18 protein-coding genes and 2 pseudogenes are annotated in these 19,109 nt (G+C 30.2%); 6 read left to right on the forward strand and 14 right to left on the reverse strand.

The features are described from left to right. Window positions 1-311 precede the first annotated feature (311 nt). Entirely contained in the window at window positions 312-830 is a 519-nt protein-coding gene (locus tag AAGD19_RS04470; RefSeq protein WP_341747309.1) for a nucleotidyltransferase domain-containing protein, read from the reverse strand. Between the two features lie 238 nt (window positions 831-1,068). Continuing rightward, entirely contained in the window at window positions 1,069-1,884 is an 816-nt protein-coding gene (locus AAGD19_RS04475; RefSeq protein ID WP_341747310.1) for a hypothetical protein, read from the reverse strand. A gap of 639 nt (window positions 1,885-2,523) precedes the next feature. Between AAGD19_RS04475 and AAGD19_RS07500 the strand changes: the two are divergent. Next, window positions 2,524-2,731: pseudogene (locus tag AAGD19_RS07500) on the forward strand (transposase); the annotation flags it as partial. 712 nt (window positions 2,732-3,443) lie between these two features. On the opposite strand, the gene AAGD19_RS04485 reads toward AAGD19_RS07500, so the two are convergent. Beyond that, window positions 3,444-3,956, reverse strand: a complete 513-nt coding sequence (locus tag AAGD19_RS04485; protein ID WP_341747312.1) for a hypothetical protein — start codon at window positions 3,954-3,956, stop codon at window positions 3,444-3,446. A 312-nt stretch (window positions 3,957-4,268) separates the two neighbouring features. Between AAGD19_RS04485 and AAGD19_RS04490 the strand changes: the two genes are divergently transcribed. Both AAGD19_RS04490 and AAGD19_RS04495 read left to right on the forward strand, forming a co-directional pair. After that, complete coding sequence (locus AAGD19_RS04490) at window positions 4,269-4,883, forward strand: ISAs1 family transposase (protein WP_341747313.1); 615 nt, start codon at window positions 4,269-4,271, stop codon at window positions 4,881-4,883. Window positions 4,884-4,958: 75 nt separating this feature from the next. Continuing rightward, window positions 4,959-5,837 (forward strand): IS982 family transposase, encoded by an 879-nt coding sequence (locus AAGD19_RS04495; protein ID WP_341747213.1) that lies wholly within the window; start codon window positions 4,959-4,961, stop codon window positions 5,835-5,837. Between the two features lie 99 nt (window positions 5,838-5,936). On the opposite strand, the gene AAGD19_RS07505 is transcribed toward AAGD19_RS04495, so the two are convergent. The 5 genes from AAGD19_RS07505 to AAGD19_RS04510 all read right to left on the reverse strand — a co-directional run bounded on the left by AAGD19_RS07505 (window position 5,937) and on the right by AAGD19_RS04510 (window position 9,677). Then, the gene (locus tag AAGD19_RS07505) at window positions 5,937-6,104 is read right to left on the reverse strand and encodes a transposase (protein WP_410520834.1); all 168 of its coding nucleotides are present in this window, start codon (window positions 6,102-6,104) and stop codon (window positions 5,937-5,939) included. 126 nt (window positions 6,105-6,230) lie between these two features. Beyond that, the gene (locus tag AAGD19_RS07510; RefSeq protein WP_410520799.1) at window positions 6,231-6,578 is read right to left on the reverse strand and encodes a hypothetical protein; all 348 of its coding nucleotides are present in this window, start codon (window positions 6,576-6,578) and stop codon (window positions 6,231-6,233) included. Between the two features lie 151 nt (window positions 6,579-6,729). Continuing rightward, window positions 6,730-7,110, reverse strand: a complete 381-nt coding sequence (locus AAGD19_RS07515) for a transposase DNA-binding-containing protein (RefSeq protein ID WP_410520800.1) — start codon at window positions 7,108-7,110, stop codon at window positions 6,730-6,732. 467 nt (window positions 7,111-7,577) lie between these two features. Beyond that, window positions 7,578-9,341 carry a hypothetical protein gene (locus tag AAGD19_RS04505; protein ID WP_341747314.1) on the reverse strand — a complete coding sequence of 588 codons (1,764 nt, stop codon included), beginning with the start codon at window positions 9,339-9,341 and terminating at the stop codon, window positions 7,578-7,580. 129 nt (window positions 9,342-9,470) lie between these two features. Then, window positions 9,471-9,677 carry a hypothetical protein gene (locus tag AAGD19_RS04510; RefSeq protein WP_341747315.1) on the reverse strand — a complete coding sequence of 69 codons (207 nt, stop codon included), beginning with the start codon at window positions 9,675-9,677 and terminating at the stop codon, window positions 9,471-9,473. A gap of 86 nt (window positions 9,678-9,763) precedes the next feature. Here AAGD19_RS04510 and AAGD19_RS04515 point away from each other — a divergent pair, with 86 nt between their 5' ends. Then, window positions 9,764-10,747, forward strand: a complete 984-nt coding sequence (locus tag AAGD19_RS04515; protein WP_341747316.1) for a transposase — start codon at window positions 9,764-9,766, stop codon at window positions 10,745-10,747. 104 nt (window positions 10,748-10,851) lie between these two features. Here the strand turns inward: AAGD19_RS04515 and AAGD19_RS04520 are convergent, their stop codons facing one another. After that, window positions 10,852-11,730, reverse strand: coding sequence for an IS982 family transposase (locus AAGD19_RS04520; protein WP_341747213.1), 879 nt, complete (start codon window positions 11,728-11,730; stop codon window positions 10,852-10,854). Window positions 11,731-11,738: 8 nt separating this feature from the next. Between AAGD19_RS04520 and AAGD19_RS04525 the strand changes: the two genes are divergently transcribed. Next, on the forward strand, window positions 11,739-12,308 hold the full coding sequence (locus tag AAGD19_RS04525; protein ID WP_341747317.1) for a helix-turn-helix transcriptional regulator: 570 nt from the start codon (window positions 11,739-11,741) through the stop codon (window positions 12,306-12,308). On the opposite strand, the gene AAGD19_RS04530 is transcribed toward AAGD19_RS04525, so the two are convergent. Both AAGD19_RS04530 and AAGD19_RS04535 read right to left on the reverse strand, forming a co-directional pair. Further along, window positions 12,305-14,542: a tetratricopeptide repeat protein gene (locus AAGD19_RS04530; RefSeq protein ID WP_341747318.1), complete on the reverse strand. Its 2,238-nt coding sequence runs from the start codon at window positions 14,540-14,542 to the stop codon at window positions 12,305-12,307. The two genes, AAGD19_RS04525 and AAGD19_RS04530, sit on opposite strands and share 4 nt — an antisense overlap. Then, entirely contained in the window at window positions 14,535-15,074 is a 540-nt protein-coding gene (locus tag AAGD19_RS04535) for a hypothetical protein (RefSeq protein WP_341747319.1), read from the reverse strand. The genes AAGD19_RS04530 and AAGD19_RS04535 overlap by 8 nt, the downstream gene beginning before the upstream one ends. A 69-nt stretch (window positions 15,075-15,143) precedes the next feature. Between AAGD19_RS04535 and AAGD19_RS04540 the strand changes: the two are divergent. Continuing rightward, window positions 15,144-15,983 (forward strand): annotated as a pseudogene (locus AAGD19_RS04540) (transposase); the annotation flags it as partial. Window positions 15,984-16,020: 37 nt separating this feature from the next. Here the strand turns inward: AAGD19_RS04540 and AAGD19_RS04545 are convergent. From AAGD19_RS04545 to AAGD19_RS04555, 3 genes are all read right to left on the reverse strand, one after another. Then, a complete protein-coding gene (locus tag AAGD19_RS04545; protein WP_341747320.1) occupies window positions 16,021-17,082 on the reverse strand; it encodes a hypothetical protein in 1,062 nt (353 codons plus the stop codon). A gap of 407 nt (window positions 17,083-17,489) precedes the next feature. After that, window positions 17,490-18,038 (reverse strand): CDP-diacylglycerol--glycerol-3-phosphate 3-phosphatidyltransferase, encoded by a 549-nt coding sequence (gene pgsA, locus AAGD19_RS04550; protein WP_341747321.1) that lies wholly within the window; start codon window positions 18,036-18,038, stop codon window positions 17,490-17,492. A gap of 76 nt (window positions 18,039-18,114) precedes the next feature. Next, window positions 18,115-19,098: a transposase gene (locus tag AAGD19_RS04555; protein ID WP_341747322.1), complete on the reverse strand. Its 984-nt coding sequence runs from the start codon at window positions 19,096-19,098 to the stop codon at window positions 18,115-18,117. Window positions 19,099-19,109: the final 11 nt, after the last annotated feature.

Genomic DNA, 19,109 nt, shown 5'->3' on the forward strand with positions numbered 1-19,109 from the left:
GCTAATTTTAAGTTGGAGTATTGAATGAAAAAATTAATCTCCTAAACGAGGTCTCTTATGTATCATAAACACATAATGCCATCAATGATATTACCAACAACTCCAAAACCATGCTATCATACGGGCTGCCTTAAAGCTGCACCATTGTGGTGGTCGGTTATAGCTCTTTAACCAACTCGGCTAACTGTAACTTTAACACACAATAATCGCAAACACTATACCTTGTTGTTGATGGCTCACTACCAAAGTTTGTTTATGTTTTTACAAATGTGCAGCAGTTTGTTTGGTGCTTTCTAAAGGATATCCACATTCTAAAAAAACTCTGCTCCTTTTGTAAACCAGTACTCATAATCTTTTTCAGCTATTTGTCTTCTTTCTGTCCAAGGTAAATTTTTAGCTTCTGCCAGCTGAAACTCGCCACTATCATATAAGAGTATTCCTTTTTTCTTAATATCAGAAAAGAAATAATGCCCCTTCTCTAACTGGCTATTTAACGTCTTGATTGATTCTAGCACCAAAGTTACCCATAACTCAAAAGGATTTCTTAATGATTTTTTTTCCAACCTTCTTTCTATTTTATCTTCTATTGCTAACCCGGCAAGACTGGCATGTTTGCCTTTCTTCATCACCAACATAATATCGAGATCACTTTGATAGCTATAGGTAATGTGACCTTTTTTATACTCATCTTGTACCCAATCGCCCCTTGCATAAGAGCCAAATAAAATAATCATCGCAATCTTGTGCTTTGATACATTCATAATCTCTCTGACAATATTATCAAGTCTTTCTTGAATTATCAGGGATCGTTCAGGTAAAACAGTTTTCATATATTTAGTAATGCAGCTATCTATAATGCAGATTACTACAATTGGCACAGATATTGCAAAAAGAATTTTGTAAATTCACCTATGTACAAAAATCTCCCCTATAACATTTAGGCTTTTATTTGAGTACCGTGATATTGTAGCAAGCAAAACATAATCTTTTTTGGTGTAATAAATACCTTTTTAACCGTATCAATATATTTACTATTTTATAGAACACAGAAAATGAATATTTTTAAAATTATACCCCCTGTTTTTTGTTGTGACTTTCTAGAGTCTCAATTAACAGCTCTTGTACTTGATAACTAATATTTTCATTGTCAAAATATGTAAACTCTATTACTATTTTGCTTGTAATTTTATTATTAGACTCCAGAAGTCCCACCAGTGTTATTGCCCCATTGTCAGTAATATTGTTATAGCTAAGGTTTATTTGGCTGATAGTTCTATTAGTTTCCAAAGCTTTAACAAGCTGGACAATCCCAACATCACCAATATTATTATTGCTAAGAGATATTTTCTCTATAGTGTTATTATTTTTTAGAAATCTTGCTAGTATGATTGCTCCTTTATCACTAATATTATTGCTACAGATATCCACTTGCTTTATAATTTCATTATTTGTTAAAAGTCCTGCCAGTATATCCACTCCCTCATCACCAATATCATTGCCTCTAAGACTTATTTGCTTTATGGTTTTATTATTTTCTAGAAATTCATCTAGTATGATTAGTCCTTGAACCCCGATATTATTATACCCAATATCTATATTACTCAAACTATGATTATTCTCTAACAGTTCGATAAGCAGACTTAGCCCCTCAAGGTCAATATCGTTGTCGCAAAGACGTAATGCAGTTATAAGCTTATTATGTTCTAAAATTTTGCCAACTATTTCAATTCCTTCTAACCCTATACGAACTTCGATAAGTTCTATATAAGTTATATTATTGCTCTGCAAAACTTCTCTAAGTATTTGGGCAGCAATGTTAGTGATATTATTTATTTTTTCATTTGTTGAATTATTTTGTTGTTGATTTCTGACATCGCTCGTCATACAATTAACCCATATTGTTCGTTAGGAAAATAGACACTGAGGTTAGATTTAAAAATTTGATGATTGTTGCTTCCAACCTCAGTGTTCAACTACACCACGTAGTGTCATCTTCACAGATATCCTCATTAATCTCAGGAGTACAGCGGTTTTTTTCACTATTAGTGATTTTCTTGTAAAATTTATTATAATAGTTGGTAGCTAAATAGTCGCTCCGTCAAAAAGGCTATAGACATAAGAGATGATACATGTTCGTGGTCAAAAATTACATCAAAATCCATAAGATTTTTACCTTATTTTGTCAAAAACCTTATGGATTTTCAGAACTTTATAGTTTAACCAAAGAATAATGTTTGTCATGTATGGAACTACCCAAAAATGCAAGAAAAAAATAATACTTGACAGAAAAAAAAGCAAATGCAGTCATGTATTCGACTTAAGGCTCAATAAAGTGCCATAGCCCTGATGGAATTCGCTAAACGAACTTTAACATTATCATTCCTACGGCTTCTATGAGCCTATGACGTCGTCAGTTTTTTCGTAAGATAAGGTTTGTCTTATTCACCATCAATATTATCATCTCTCGCATATTCCTTGGTAGGAATTCCTTACTTTAATTATTTTATTCCAACCGCTGATTTTTTAAAAGGTTTAGGTTTAATAACTGTAACGGCATTAATAGCCTCAATTGACAATGCAGCAAACTTTGAAAATGGTAGACAATTATCAGCCTGGCTTGGTTTAGTGCCAAAACAGCACTCAACTGGTGGGAAAGAAAGGTTGCTAGGAATTAGTAAAAGAGGTGACGTATATTTACGTAATTTATTAATCCATGGAGCCCGGGCTGTTTTTACAGCTAGGGTATTAAGAACTAAGAAATTAGATAAAGTAACAGATGATAAGAGCAAATGCACTGATTGGATGCTCAAACTACAAGAGATACGAGGTTACAATACTAGTGTAGTGGCGGTGGCAAATAAATTAGCAAGAGTAGTATTTGCAGTACTGAAAAATGATCAGCCATATAGTGAAACAAAAGTATGTTAGTAAAAGTTTAATATTAATTATTTTTATGATGGTGGCTGATTTTTTAAAAATTTAAATAAATAAGGTTTAAATTTTAAGAATCAACGGTTGGAATAAAATAATTAAAGTAAGGAATTCCTACCAAGGAATATGCGAGAGATAATAATATTGATGGCGAATAAGACAAACCTTAGCTTACGAAAAAACTGATAGTGTCATAGGCTCATAGAAGCCGTAGGAATGATAATGTTAAAGTTCGTTTAGCGAATTCCATCAGGGCTATGGCACTTTATTGAGCCTTAAGTCGAATACATGACTGCATTTGCTTTTTTTTCTGTCAAGTATTATTTTTTTCTTGCATTTTTGGGTAGTTCCATACATGACAAACATTATTCTTTGGTTAAACTATAAAGTTCTGAAAATCCATAAGGTTTTTGACAAAATAAGGTAAAAATCTTATGGATTTTGATGTAATTTTTGACCACGAACATGTATCATCTCTTATGTCTATAGCCTTTTTGACGGAGAGCGACTAACTAACCACTTGTTTCTCCTGTAACAGAAACTTCTGAGAAGTCAGTAGCAGTATATTGAACAATTGATAAAGCTTCCATCACTTTATCTGATATCTTACTCTTATATCCCTCATCTGTTAATTCTTTATACTTAGTATCTAATAAATTATAAAGATTACTATGCATACTTGTACTTTCTTTTACGCATCTGTACTCTTGTGCTTCTAGTATAGCATTTGCTAAAACCCTACATTCATTTACCTTTAATTTTTGATTATTTTCAAATTTTTCATTATCAATCGCGTCAATAAGATTTTTTAATCCAGAAAAATCATTCTCCATAATATATTCAATGATCAGTGATTTTTCTGCTTCAAAAAAAGCAATTTTTGATTTAGCATCTGTACTGGGATTCTCCTTAATTAAATTTTCTTCTACCCATTGCGTAATAGAATCAGTACCTTTACGGATTCCATTAACTAAAAATTTCGAATGACTTGACTCTAATGCTCTTTGTAAAGTACTCTTAGACATATATATGTTCTCCTGTAATTTTTCTATAATACAAATAAACGGTATTATAGTATATAACTTTTGATTTAGCAATAGTTATATACTGATTCTAGCTAGGGCAGTTTAAAAGTCGCAACTGTGAATAGAAACAGTGAGTAGAAGGAGATTACAAATGTTTAGAACAGAAATAAAAGATACTGCAAGCTAGGAGATGAGGTATCTAGAAAGTGGTAAAGATAGCAAGAAAGAGTTGTAATGAATAGTTGTAAAATGTAAAAGTTTGTATAAAATGCTCCGTTAATAGATTTACAACTTAAAATAACGGAGCTATTTATGAGCATAATTACATGTTTAGAAAAAGTCAAAGATTTTAGAAAAGTGCGGGGACGAAGGTACGACATTGCAAGTGTAGTTAAACTAATAGTAGCAGGGTTGTTAAGCAATAAGAATAACTTAAAATCGATATCAAGGTTTGCAAAAAGTTTTAGCAAAGAAGAATTGAAAATGCTAGGTTTTCATAGGCAACAAGAGCCGTGCTATAGTAATTTAACATTAATGATTCGTAAATTTTGTCCTGATAGTATAAAAGAGGTGATATCAGAATGTATCAAGTATATATGCCAAAGTAAGGGAAATTATGATCTAATTCATATTGATGGAAAAACGTTAAGAGGTAGTAATACTTACGGTACTGGAGAACAAGTACAAATTTTAACATCGTTTAGTAGTCATCTCAAGGCTCTTACTGGTTTTAGAGAAATAGAAAATAAAGATGAATATAAATCAATGTTTGAATTTTTATCAAACTATGACATGCAAGGAAAAATTGTAACATCAGATGCATCCTTTACTCATGAAGCTATATGTGAAAAAATTGTTGAACAAGGTGGAGAATTTGAGCTTACTCTTAAAGCTAATGAACCTAATTTAACCCCAGTTGCCAATTAAATAGGAGAGATGAAAGGTAGATTTTAAAAGGGACATAGGTTATTTTATCTTTTTCAACCAATAACAAAATAACCTATGAAAAAAGATTTTACCGCAATTTACTGTTTTGTCGACGATTTTATAAAGAATTTGGAAAATAATTTGCCTACAATTAATAGTAGTAAATTTAAACCTGGTGTAAGTAATTATTTATCAATAAGCGAAGTATTAACCATATTAATTGGTTACTATGATTCATATTGTGATTGTTTTAAGCATTATTACAAACAAGTAATCTTACATAATTATACAGAAGATTTTAAACTTGTTAGTTATGAACATTTTACTAAATTGATAGGTAGAAGTATGCCTTATTTAGCAATATTACTGAATCATTTGCTTGCTGAATGCACAGGTCTGTCTTTTGTAGATGCTACAGGTATAGCCGTATGTAAGAATTATCGTATAAGTTCACATAAGGTTTTTAAAGGAATAGCGGCAAGAGGAAAAACCACTAAGGGGTGGTTTTATGGACTAAAGTTACATTTAATCATAGATTCCGAAGGTAATCTGATAAAGGTATCTTTCAGCAGTGGTAATAAGGATGATAGGAAAGGACTTAAAGGAATGATATTTGGTATATATGGCAAAGTTTTTGGCGATCGCGGTTATATATCTAAAGAATTATTTGATGATTTGTATGACAAAGGCATCCAACTTATTACTCGGGTTAAAAAGAATATGAAAAATATATTAATCCCTATTATAGATAAGGTTATGTTGCTCAAAAGAACTCTGATAGAAACCGTAATAGGCAAACTTAAATTTCTTGATAAGTTAGAGCATTCTAGACATAGATCAGTTACAAATGCATTTAGTCATATGCTATCCTGCCTAATCAATTATCAGTTGCTAGAAAACAAACCTTCTATCAAAACTTTGCTTCCTATAGAACTTTTTGATATACAAAATTAATTGGCAACTGGGGTTAATTTACATTACCATAGTACACAAATATTTGATAAAATACAGGCAGAAGGTTAAGAAATTAAGAGTTTTACGGAGAATATAGATTTACAGCATGGGAGAATAGAAAGAAGAAAATATGCTCATGATTGTCAAGTATTTTTTTAATCTTTCTCCTGTTGCAAGTCTACATTGTTCAACCCTAAATCCAGATTTTAAAATTTTATGAAAAATTTCAATTCTCCATCTTAAACAATACCATCTTACTTTCTCTATGCTTCTTCAAAATTATTGATAACTATATTAGTTAGTAACATCCATTCTAACGGAGTTGTTCCACTAGGAGGACAACGCTCAATAACATTGATGGCATATACTGGTAAATTTGGTAATATTTCTGTTTTATGTCTTACATTCAGGAGGATTCATTATAAATTTTCCAAATCTAACTTCCAAATGTCTAAGCCTATTAGCTTTATTTTCTTGATTAGTATCTTTAACTACTATTTCTCCAGCACACTGGAAACCTGATGCTACTTTCCACAAATATTGTCTATCTTTTTTGGAATATTTTGACTTTTTATTTATTTCTCTATCCTGTGCAGCTCTAAATAAAACTTTAGATTTTTGAGCTTCTGCCAATTCAAAAAAATCATATATATCAGCTTCTCTATCACAAACAGTTATAATTTGGGTATTACTATTATCCGTTGCATTAACAGTGTTATTTAATGCATTAAGCCACTTCATACTTTCTTTATCTTTAATATGTACCGCATTACCATGACTAGTTTTTTTAACTGTTGTATTTCTTCAGACACTGCTGGTCTATTGTGAATCTTTTGATCCAACAACCCAAGTGCTAATCCATTGGTAGCAACCGCAAAGCCAGTATGCATTATCAGACCTTTACATTCGATATTTTTAACATTCTTGCCCTCTTTTCTTGATAACACACCCAATCCTGTAGTTTTTTATGACTAGTATATGTGATATAACTAGTATCTTGCACCACAAGAACTTTATCATGCTCTTTAATTCTTTCTACTGTTTTAGCAATATGGGCTTCTAATATTTTTGATTCCTTAACATTATCGTTTTTAAAAAAACGATATGCTGCTTTTGTTTCTGCCCAATTTCCACATGCTTGATTAATTGAACTTTCAGGTATATTTGCAAAATTATCAGCTATCTTTATTAACCTATTTGTCAGCCTTTTATCACCCAAAATAGCTCCACTAAATTCCTCGGTCAAATAATTATTTATTATTTCTTGACTCATACCATACCTCTACAATGCAATATTTTAATTGCAAATCAGTATATTCTTTTTACTTCTTTCTCTCCATTGTTATTTTGTGGGTAATAGTAAGCTCTACGCCGACTGTCACTAATCCAAAACACACATTACCGATTAGTTTACATCCTAAAGATAAGTCAGAATCTCTAGTTTTGACAGTTGTTAAAATTTATTTCGACACCTCATCGATTGGTTCGCTTTCGCTCGTCTCCTTGAATCCTACGTGACGATCTACATCGCCTTTTCCCCATCCGCTCAACACCATCTCTTTGAAAGAAACAGCACCCGTGCGGTTGTTTGGGATCTGCTCGTGCTAGCCAATCCCGGTGGGTCTTCCACCATCTATTACTAAGCATTCAATAACTTACTACGATAAAGTTATTGATTCTTGGCAACCTCAAGTTCAAATTACCATGGGTTCAGATATTTCACTTAATAAAATATTAATATTATACTTCATAATTATCTATTGCAGGTTCAGATACACCAGTTAAATTAATAGATTCATTATATCTCACATATTCGTCAGTAATCTGTTTTTCCCAAGATTTAGTAAGGGAAATATTTTTTCCATAACAATCCTTAGAATTTTTATAGTCATTTCGTACTAATTCCACAAATGCACTAAGTATTTCTTTCATTCCTTCTTGATTTTCATTTTGTGTACATCCTATTTTTAATTCTTCAAAAGGTATTAGTGAGATGATTACATGATTAATAATTTTCTTCTGTAATATATCTTTTGTATCATTGCCATCCATTTCTGAACGAAATATTGCATCCTCATTATAACCTTTTCTAGAATTGTATTGTAACTTTCTATACTCCTTGCCTTCTTGTAGTGAATATTGTGCTGTTGTTTTGCCACCAGCAGAAGGATATACTGTTATAGTACGCTTCTCATTTTTCTGCATAGGTGCTAATACCATTGTTTCCAATGGTTTAAAATCAAATACTGAATATAAATGTTTTGCTACATGATGTGAGAAAATATTATGTAAATTATTATCGAAATCAATTTGTTGATTATATTTAGCAAGATCTACACCATTTATTTTAATATTAAAATTATATTGCTTAGTGTTATATTGATTCTGATAATCCTGAACTTCTGTTGTGAGACGATTATGTATCTTACTAGATACTAAGGAATTTATAATATCTAATGCTTTCGCTGCTCTTTTTACTATTGATCCTTCATTATCTACAATTCTGATAAGTTTATCATATTTAAATATATTCTTTGTAATTTTAGCATGAGATACTACACTATAATTTTGCTTTTCTAGTTTTAACGTTGCTGCTTGTTCTGCATCCTCCACACAGGTGTATACACGAATTTCCTCTAACAAAGAATTACCTTCTTCAGGAAAAGCAGCGTATTTCTCTTGATTAAATAAAGTTAATATTATTCTTGCAATTCCTTCACAAGTTATTGTTATAGCATTAAGATCTTTTGGATTCACTATTTCCTTAGTAAGGTATCTGATACCATAATTGATGTATTTTTCAAATTTATTTTTGAAATCACTCCTAGCTTTCTCTTTTTCTTCTTTTGAGAAAATCTGACATTCTTCAGCCATAAATTTTGTAATCACTATCTCATTATATATCAAATGATATTCATTTTTCTTTTGTTTCTTACCGATAGTGGACAACTTGAACACTTTAGATTCCTCATCTTGTAATGTAATACTAGAACTTAGTTTAGAATATTGTTCATTTGTTAAACATATACCTTCCTTGCTTTTTATTAGCGGCTTAATAGCTTTTACTACACTATTTATATATGATTCATATCCTTTAGGCTTTTCAGTTGCCACAATTGTTGCTTTAATAGCTGCTTCTACAAAAGAATATGGAGTTACATGGCGCATTTGTTTTTTAGAACTTCCTAATATCTTTGGACGTCCAACTATTATGATTTGATTATTGTCTATATCATCGTTGATGATAATATCTACTAACGCATCTTGACTCATATTTATTTTAAATAAATTCTCTAAAAAATTATAAATATACGGTTTATATTTTTTTATAATACGTGAAGAAGCCATAGGTGTAGAATGCGGTATTATACTACTGTCACTGATGGTTCTTAAAGATGTTGATGAATCTGAAGATTTAGCAGAACTTATACTTTGCTGCTTTTCTATCACTTGTGCTGGTTGCTTAAACCCTTCTCTACTTTTTTCTGATTTTGCTCTATCCATTACTCTAAACCTTATTTGTGATGTACTTATTTAAACGTCCCAGTTTACAATATTGTAAATCTTTATACAAACTTTTTATTGTCCCAAATTTAGGAAAAACATCCCATATTTGCAGTGTGTCATAGTGGGTTATGCTATACCTATATCACCAATTTTATTGTTGCTTATATCTACTCTAGTTACTGTGTTGTTGTTTTGCAAAAACTTAGCAACTATCTTGACTCCCTCATCGTCAATATTACTATTACGAAGATTTATGTGGGTTAGCGTTTTATTATTTTCTAAAGCTTTGCTAATACTAACAAAACTTACGCTATGAGAAAAAAAATGGTACATTATGTTGAGTATAATTTACAAATGCCAAGAGGATAAAATTGCAAGCAATACCAGTTAATAGGACAGATTACTGTCAATTTCTAATAGTGAGTCAAAAGAATTATAGTTTGACCTACTATACTGAACATGCCAAAAAATGTAGCCATGATGTTATTAATAGATTTTTAAAAAATGAAAAATATACACCTTCTTTGTTATGGGAACATATTAAGGATGATGTTATTTTATCGCCTAACGGATATACAATATTTGATGATACGGTGTTAAATAAAAGAAATACCAAGAAAATAGAAATTGCTAGATCACAGTACAGTGGGGCTACAGGTGGTATTACTACTGGTATAGGAGTAGTAAGTTTGGTATATTATAATCCGGATATTAATAAGTTTTGGGTAATAGATTACCGAATTTTTTCGCCCGAACATGATGGAGCGACAAAAGTAGAACACCTATTAAATATGTTAAATAATGCTGTGTATAGCAAAAAGATTCCTTTTCAAACTGTGCTTTTTGACACATGGTATGCTACGCATAAAATTATGCAACATGTTGATTCCTTGGGTAAATATTATTATGCTCCTATTAAAGCAAATAGAAACGTTACTAAAACTTCCTCTTCTAAGCCTTATAAAGCTGTTAGCAAGTTAACGTTTTCAGATGAGGAAATTAAGAGCGGAGTGGAGATTCATATAAAGGGCTTTGCAAAAGATAAGCATGTTAATTTGTTTAAACTTACTGTTTCTACCAACAGAGTTGATTATATTGTTACCAATAACAAAACTCAAAAATCTTCTAAAGCCGTACAAGATGAGTGTGGCTTTCGTTGGGTAATTGAGAGCATGCATAGAGAAATCAAGCAACTTACCGGTATAGAACGATGCCAATGCAGAAAACAACGCATCCAGCGTAATCACATTAGTTGTGCATTTTTAGTGTGGGCTTTTCTAAAAAGAACTGCACACAAAATAGGTAAGACGGTTTATCAAATAAAGTTAGGGCTTTTAGATCATTATATGCAACAGCAGTTACGTTCACCCTCTTTACGCTATTTAGAACCTTACATAGCGTAAGTTTTGTAAATTTTTTAGTAGATCATTAAAAATTAGTGTTACAAACTCCCATGATCTAAAATAATTAATTATAATTAATTATTTTAGTTAACCCCAGTTGCCAATTAATTTTGTATATCAAAAAGTTCTATAGGAAGCAAAGTTTTGATAGAAGGTTTGTTTTCTAGCAACTGATAATTGATTAGGCAGGATAGCATATGACTAAATGCATTTGTAACTGATCTATGTCTAGAATGCTCTAACTTATCAAGAAATTTAAGTTTGCCTATTACGGTTTCTATCAGAGTTCTTTTGAGCAACATAACCTTATCTATAATAGGGATTAATATATTTTTCATATTCTTTTTAACCCGAGTAATAAGTTGGATGCCTTTGTCATACAAATCATCAAATAATTCTTTAGATATATAACCGCGATCGCCAAAAACTTTGCCATATATACCAAATATCATTCCTTTAAGTCCTTTCCTATCATCCTTATTACCACTGCTGAAAGATACCTTTATCAGATTACCTTCGGAATCTATGATTAAATGTAACTTTAGTCCATAAAACCACCCCTTAGTGGTTTTTCCTCTTGCCGCTATTCCTTTAAAAACCTTATGTGAACTTATACGATAATTCTTACATACGGCTATACCTGTAGCATCTACAAAAGACAGACCTGTGCATTCAGCAAGCAAATGATTCAGTAATATTGCTAAATAAGGCATACTTCTACCTATCAATTTAGTAAAATGTTCATAACTAACAAGTTTAAAATCTTCTGTATAATTATGTAAGATTACTTGTTTGTAATAATGCTTAAAACAATCACAATATGAATCATAGTAACCAATTAATATGGTTAATACTTCGCTTATTGATAAATAATTACTTACACCAGGTTTAAATTTACTACTATTAATTGTAGGCAAATTATTTTCCAAATTCTTTATAAAATCGTCGACAAAACAGTAAATTGCGGTAAAATCTTTTTTCATAGGTTATTTTGTTATTGGTTGAAAAAGATAAAATAACCTATGTCCCTTTTAAAATCTACCTTTCATCTCTCCTATTTAATTGGCAACTGGGGTTTAGTTATTTACTTTTTGATGGTTATACCTTATTATCTAGAAATATTAATTTTATATATAGAATCTTATCTATGGCAAATTTACAAACCAAACTTAGCTCATTAATGGTGCAAAAAAATATAAATGCTGTAGAGATAGAGAAAAAAACTGGATTAAGTAGAAATACTGTTTATAGCATTTTGTATGGTAGTTCAAAAAACCCTAGTGCTAATAATTTACAATTAATTGCAAAAGCCTTAGATATTAGCCTAGAAGCTCTTGTTGTTGATAACGAAATAAGCCATGAAGTGCTAACTATTGATCAAATGAAAATTTTTAGTAAAGCCACTAGTGCAACAATTAATATGTTAATTGAAAGAAACTTAAATTTTTCATTTACAAATCTTACAGTTCTAATAAAAGAAGTATATGAATATGCACTGAAAAAACAGTCTGTTGATAATACATTTATAGATTGGATGATTGATAAATATCACAAACCTTAATCTTGCTTTACCCATAAATCCATGTCATATTGTTTACAATATTCAAACATGGCAATAGTATTAGGGTGATTTATTCCAAATTCCTTAATTTGTGGTTTACCAAAGAATTTATAATTATATAAATCTTTGTTTTTACAAGCTGCTTTTGCTCCTTTGTTATATAACTCACTTACTTGAACAACATTTTTACTTTTATCCCCATAGAAATAGTGGTATATAGCATAAGCTTTTTTATAAGATTCTATACTTCCTTTAATGTTACCTTGAGCAAGTAAAATATCACCTTGTACTACATAACCTGCTGCTAAATCTGGATCTTCCAAATGATCTATATTCTTAGGATTTCTACGTTCATCTGCTAAAAATATTGTTATAGCTTTATTAATATGATCTAAAGCAATATCTATTTTATTTAATCCTAATTCACTTTTTGCCATTTGTGTATAAATATAACCTAATGCCTCTTGGTTTACAGATTTATGCATATTATATACTTGTTGAGTTTGAACATAAGATTCTTGATATTTGCCAATAGAGCTTAATATTGCTGCCCTAAGTAAATAATCTCTAGTAAAACCTAGATCATTAGGATCTAACGTCTTCCATACCTCGATGCCTTTATTGACGTATTCTAAAGCTTCATTATATTTACCTTGAATAAAAAATATTCTAGCTTTTACATGATATAATATAAATATATCTCCTCCCTCTATCCTATGTTTAAATAGCTTCTCCATTTCGTTAATAATTTCTTCAGCAGTTTTTATATTACCTAAATATACATGAGTTAGAGCAATGTTTAAGCTACAGTTAAATTTAGAATAAATATAATCATAATCATCACCTAGGGTATCTAAAACTTTAAGTGCTTTAGTTAAATAAGAAATAGTTTTTTGATAATTTATCGATGTTATTCTATTGTAAAGTCCTACTCCTACTAAATATCTAGCGTAACAGAATTTTTGATAAGTAGACATTTGCCAAAATTTAAACTGTTCGTCTTGTTCTTTTTGCTCAAACCAGTTAACCATTGGCTTTGATTTGTATAGATTCCAGGCATTCATATATGAGGCAAACAATTGCAATCTTAAGTTAAGCATTAAATATATGTTAATATTATATTTTTCAGCATTTTGAAAAATAATCTCTAAATTTTCGGATATAGTCTTAGTAGCTCTCCATACATGGGCAGAATGCACTCCTTTGAGTTTAGGTAATTTTAGAATAATATCCTCTAAACATATTTTATTGTTTTTATCCCCATTTATCTCCATTATTTTGTTGCTAACTACATCATTCATTTCAAAAATAGGATTATCCTGATTAGAATCAATATTGCTAATCAACATAAACTTAGATAATTGGTATATATCATCATCGAGAGTATTCTTGTTATCAGTAATTATAGCAAGTAATTGTTTTGAGAAACTTTGGTTATTTATCAAAGCTATTTTATTAAGTAACTTTACCGCACTAGGCTTTAATTCCTTTATAGCCATACTAATATTTGTTGCTATTTTATCAGTTGATTGATAAATTTTCTTTTTATATTCTTCTTTATCTAGACCTTTAATTTTATTTAGTAATTGGATTCCTTGAACTATAAGTATTGGATAACCACTAAAAGATTGCGTTAAAAATTCGATACTATTTTTATCTTTATTATCTAATAAAGTATTAGCCAAAGTTACGATAGTAGGTTTATCAAATAAGGTCATTAATATAACATTAGGTAATCTTTCGTTATTTTGAGAACAAAACACGACCTGACCATTATGTTCCCAATCAATAAAGTTTTGCACTTTTTTATTTTCATTAACTTTTAAATTATCAAACACCAATAACCATTTACTAGTAGAAGTTAAATATGACATTACTTCTTTTTTGGCTAGAGTTACTGCCTCAGATATATTAGTTTGTTTGACCATATTGAGTTGTTGGGCTAATTTAACAAATTGTTCATTAAGGTCTAGGTTACAATCAAACAACCAGATTAGATCATAATTATTTTTATTCTCATAACTATACATCCTAATTAACTGAGTTTTACCTATACCACTAGTACCAACTATACTTGCTTGTCTATATTTACCTAAATGTTTCTCAAGCATTTTAATTTGTTGCTCATGATTAATAAAATAGCTAACTGGAGTGATCAAATTAGATATTTGTGTATGGGCAAATGAATTATTGACTATAAATAACACCATAAGTGGTAATAAATATTTATTCATTTTTTTTCCTCGTTAAAGAAGCTAGTATAATCACATTATTTTCTGTTTTTATTGGTTGTTGGTTACTTTTATTTTCCTGTCTTATGCTTGAATCATTTGGATAGATTTCTATAATATTGCTTTGGTTATAACTTATTTTATAGTTGAATCCATCAGCTCTTAATATATTAAATACTTGACTTAAATTAAGTAAAAAAGGGTTAGCATGCGTTTTGAAAAAATGATTTGATGTTTTGAGCAGTTCTTCTGCTGTCATTATAGGATAACCGTCATATTCAAAACGTAGCTCTATTTTTTGTTTTATATTATCGATAGTTAACCTAATATTGTGTTTGGTAGTAGCAGATTGTTTTTTTAACAAAAAAAATAGATAGTTAATAACACTATAAATGATTTGGTACAACACTGCATTAGAAGCAAAATATAATACTTTTGCTTTGCTTAAAATTTCAATCGATATATTTTCGTCTTCCTGATTAAATCTATCAGTAAATAAGTCAACTAATTTACTGGCATTAATTTCTTCTATCAAAACTTACGCTATGAGAAAAAAAATGGTACATTATGTTGAGTATAATTTACAAATGCCAAGAGGATAAAATTGCAAGCAATACCAGTTAATAGGACAGATTACTGTCAATTTCTAATAGTGAGTCAAAAGAATTATAGTTTGACCTACTATGCTGAACATGCCAAAAAATGTAGCCATGATGTTATTAATAGATTTTTAAAAAATGAAAAATATACACCTTCTTTGTTATGGGAACATATTAAGGATGATGTTATTTTATCGCCTAACGGATATACAATATTTGATGATACGGTGTTAAATAAAAGAAATACCAAGAAAATAGAAATTGCTAGATCACAGTACAGTGGGGCTACAGGTGGTATTACTACTGGTATAGGAGTAGTAAGTTTGGTATATTATAATCCGGATATTAATAAGTTTTGGGTAATAGATTACCGAATTTTTTCGCCCGAACATGATGGAGCGACAAAAGTAGAACACCTATTAAATATGTTAAATAATGCTGTGTATAGCAAAAAGATTCCTTTTCAAACTGTGCTTTTTGACACATGGTATGCTACGCATAAAATTATGCAACATGTTGATTCCTTGGGTAAATATTATTATGCTCCTATTAAAGCAAATAGAAACGTTACTAAAACTTCCTCTTCTAAGCCTTATAAAGCTGTTAGCAAGTTAACGTTTTCAGATGAGGAAATTAAGAGCGGAGTGGAGATTCATATAAAGGGCTTTGCAAAAGATAAGCATGTTAATTTGTTTAAACTTACTGTTTCTACCAACAGAGTTGATTATATTGTTACCAATAACAAAACTCAAAAATCTTCTAAAGCCGTACAAGATGAGTGTGGCTTTCGTTGGGTAATTGAGAGCATGCATAGAGAAATCAAGCAACTTACCGGTATAGAACGATGCCAATGCAGAAAACAACGCATCCAGCGTAATCACATTAGTTGTGCATTTTTAGTGTGGGCTTTTCTAAAAAGAACTGCACACAAAATAGGTAAGACGGTTTATCAAATAAAGTTAGGGCTTTTAGATCATTATATGCAACAGCAGTTACGTTCACCCTCTTTACGCTATTTAGAACCTTACATAGCGTAAGTTTTGCTATTTTATTTTCTTGATACAGAAGTATAGAGCAAGGTACTTTATCACCAAAGTTTTTTAACCTATAATCCTTGATCATATCTTCTTGATTGTTAGAACTCTTATCAAGCAAGGATATTTGATTAGCTTCCTGAGCAAATAAACAATTAATTTCTAAATCTTTTTGTTTATTGAAATCATTATTCCAAATTTTTCTCATTAAAGAGGTCTCGCAATTTTTTAATTCCTGCTGATAATTAAACTTAAGCTGTTCTAATTCTGTAGCATGTTTGTCTTGATAATGTAAAGCATACGATTTATTGAAACTCTTAAATAAGCTTTTAAAGAGAAAATATAACAATAGAAGATTAGCAGTAATAAATGCTGTTAATATCCAAAATGGTCTTTTAATATCTGCTTTTACTTTATGCCAATATGTACTATTAATTGCCAAACTAATATTAAGTTGGTTAGAAGCGTTGATAGGATATATTTTATCTATTTGATAATTTTGAGTTTTGATATTTGAATAAAGAAATTTTTTATTGAGTTCTATCTTGTAATAAATGAATTCCGGAATATGCTTATTCAATAATGCTCCCAAATTAAAAAGATTATAGTTTATACATTTTTCTGCCTCATTACATATCTCAAGTTCACTACCATTACTATTGATTGTAACATTTTTTTCCTGAATATTGCTAGATAAATGATACGCTAGAGAAGAGATTTTATTCATACTTACTGCTAGTATTTTATTATACTGGTTTTGTAGAATTTGTGTTTTTTCCATTTCAACTTTAGCATTATAATATTTATACAATGAAGCTATGATTGTACTATAAACTATAAAAATTAAGATAAATATATGGAATAAATTTTGCTTTAATTTATCTAAATATGGTGAATTTTGCTCCTTCATAACCCAATAAACTAATAGTTAGAGATTACACAGCTATTCTTTTGTTCGAAACGTAAGTTGGCTGCTTATAATAGTTGCGTAATGTATACTGCTCGTAAATGAAGAATTGATAGACGATAGAATCAAAATCATGATAGTAGTAGGAATTACCAAGTCGAGGTGCTAGGCGTACATATAGTACGTGAGTACCGCAGATATTGGATAATGACGACGCAATTCTTGATTTTCATCGAGTATATCTAAAACATCTAGGATTAATACCTATTATTTAATTATATATCATACTTTTTATGCTACACTAAGTTACTATTATATCAATAATTTTATTTTTTTATTATAATAAATAATTGCTCTTAGATGGTAAAATTTAAATCAATAGTGATATTTTGGCTTAGGGACTAATTTGCTCAAAAATATTTACTACAGGCCTTCAAATATGAATATCCGGTTACTACAGTTAAAAGTGCAGCAATCCATAAAGCTATTTGACCTATTAAATCCATATAAATTATACCTGAACCTTTAGAACCAAGAATTAACGCTGACAAAGCAAACATTTGGGTAAATGTTTTAATCTTAGCTAATCTAGACACAGGAATACTTACTTGAATTAAAGCTAGAAATTCACGTAGTCCAGCCACTAAAAATTCACGAGCTAAAATTAATAAGCACGGTATCTCTCCAGCTGCTCCTTTTTTTACCAACATTATAATTACACAACCTACTAATAATTTATCAGCTATTGGATCAAACATTTTACCAAACCCTGATACTAAATCGAACTTCCTAGCAAGATAACCATCAAAAAAATCAGTAATACTAGCCAAAATAAATAATATCGCTGCAATTCTATGAGCGAGTTTAGAACCATCTAAATAAAAGGTCATTACAATAATTGGAATAACCACTATACGAGCTATCGTCAGATAATTTGGTATATTTTTGTCAATAGTCATTTATTACAAATTTTTACTTCTTGATCTTTTTCTACAAACAACAGCGACGGATTATGATCTAAATATAAGGCAAAACTTACGCTATGTAAGGTTCTAAATAGCGTAAAGAGGGTGAACGTAACTGCTGTTGCATATAATGATCTAAAAGCCCTAACTTTATTTGATAAACCGTCTTACCTATTTTGTGTGCAGTTCTTTTTAGAAAAGTCCACACTAAAAATGCACAACTAATGTGATTACGCTGGATGCGTTGTTTTCTGCATTGGCATCGTTCTATACCGGTAAGTTGCTTGATTTCTCTATGCATGCTCTCAATTACCCAACGAAAGCCACACTCATCTTGTACGGCTTTAGAAGATTTTTGAGTTTTGTTATTGGTAACAATATAATCAACTCTGTTGGTAGAAACAGTAAGTTTAAACAAATTAACATGCTTATCTTTTGCAAAGCCCTTTATATGAATCTCCACTCCGCTCTTAATTTCCTCATCTGAAAACGTTAACTTGCTAACAGCTTTATAAGGCTTAGAAGAGGAAGTTTTAGTAACGTTTCTATTTGCTTTAATAGGAGCATAATAATATTTACCCAAGGAATCAACATGTTGCATAATTTTATGCGTAGCATACCATGTGTCAAAAAGCACAGTTTGAAAAGGAATCTTTTTGCTATACACAGCATTATTTAACATATTTAATAGGTGTTCTACTTTTGTCGCTCCATCATGTTCGGGCGAAAAAATTCGGTAATCTATTACCCAAAACTTATTAATATCCGGATTATAATATACCAAACTTACTACTCCTATACCAGTAGTAATACCACCTGTAGCCCCACTGTACTGTGATCTAGCAATTTCTATTTTCTTGGTATTTCTTTTATTTAACACCGTATCATCAAATATTGTATATCCGTTAGGCGATAAAATAACATCATCCTTAATATGTTCCCATAACAAAGAAGGTGTATATTTTTCATTTTTTAAAAATCTATTAATAACATCATGGCTACATTTTTTGGCATGTTCAGCATAGTAGGTCAAACTATAATTCTTTTGACTCACTATTAGAAATT

It is taken from the genome of Candidatus Tisiphia endosymbiont of Dascillus cervinus (assembly GCF_964026405.1).
GTDB lineage: Bacteria > Pseudomonadota > Alphaproteobacteria > Rickettsiales > Rickettsiaceae > Tisiphia.

What these genes read in the sequence shown, in the direction of transcription:
- AAGD19_RS04490 (WP_341747313.1), top strand. Translation starts at nt 4,269, where the DNA reads ATGAGCATAATTACATGTTTAGAAAAAGTCAAAGATTTTAGAAAAGTG.
- AAGD19_RS04495 (WP_341747213.1), top strand. Translation starts at nt 4,959, where the DNA reads ATGAAAAAAGATTTTACCGCAATTTACTGTTTTGTCGACGATTTTATA.
- AAGD19_RS07510 (WP_410520799.1), bottom strand. Translation starts at nt 6,578, where the DNA reads ATGAAGTGGCTTAATGCATTAAATAACACTGTTAATGCAACGGATAAT.
- AAGD19_RS04475 (WP_341747310.1), bottom strand. Translation starts at nt 1,884, where the DNA reads ATGACGAGCGATGTCAGAAATCAACAACAAAATAATTCAACAAATGAA.
- AAGD19_RS04485 (WP_341747312.1), bottom strand. Translation starts at nt 3,956, where the DNA reads ATGTCTAAGAGTACTTTACAAAGAGCATTAGAGTCAAGTCATTCGAAA.
- AAGD19_RS04545 (WP_341747320.1), bottom strand. Translation starts at nt 17,082, where the DNA reads ATGAAGGAGCAAAATTCACCATATTTAGATAAATTAAAGCAAAATTTA.
- AAGD19_RS04510 (WP_341747315.1), bottom strand. Translation starts at nt 9,677, where the DNA reads ATGTACCATTTTTTTTCTCATAGCGTAAGTTTTGTTAGTATTAGCAAA.
- AAGD19_RS04505 (WP_341747314.1), bottom strand. Translation starts at nt 9,341, where the DNA reads ATGGATAGAGCAAAATCAGAAAAAAGTAGAGAAGGGTTTAAGCAACCA.
- AAGD19_RS04530 (WP_341747318.1), bottom strand. Translation starts at nt 14,542, where the DNA reads ATGAATAAATATTTATTACCACTTATGGTGTTATTTATAGTCAATAAT.
- pgsA (WP_341747321.1), bottom strand. Translation starts at nt 18,038, where the DNA reads ATGACTATTGACAAAAATATACCAAATTATCTGACGATAGCTCGTATA.
- AAGD19_RS04520 (WP_341747213.1), bottom strand. Translation starts at nt 11,730, where the DNA reads ATGAAAAAAGATTTTACCGCAATTTACTGTTTTGTCGACGATTTTATA.
- AAGD19_RS07515 (WP_410520800.1), bottom strand. Translation starts at nt 7,110, where the DNA reads ATGAGTCAAGAAATAATAAATAATTATTTGACCGAGGAATTTAGTGGA.
- AAGD19_RS04470 (WP_341747309.1), bottom strand. Translation starts at nt 830, where the DNA reads ATGAAAACTGTTTTACCTGAACGATCCCTGATAATTCAAGAAAGACTT.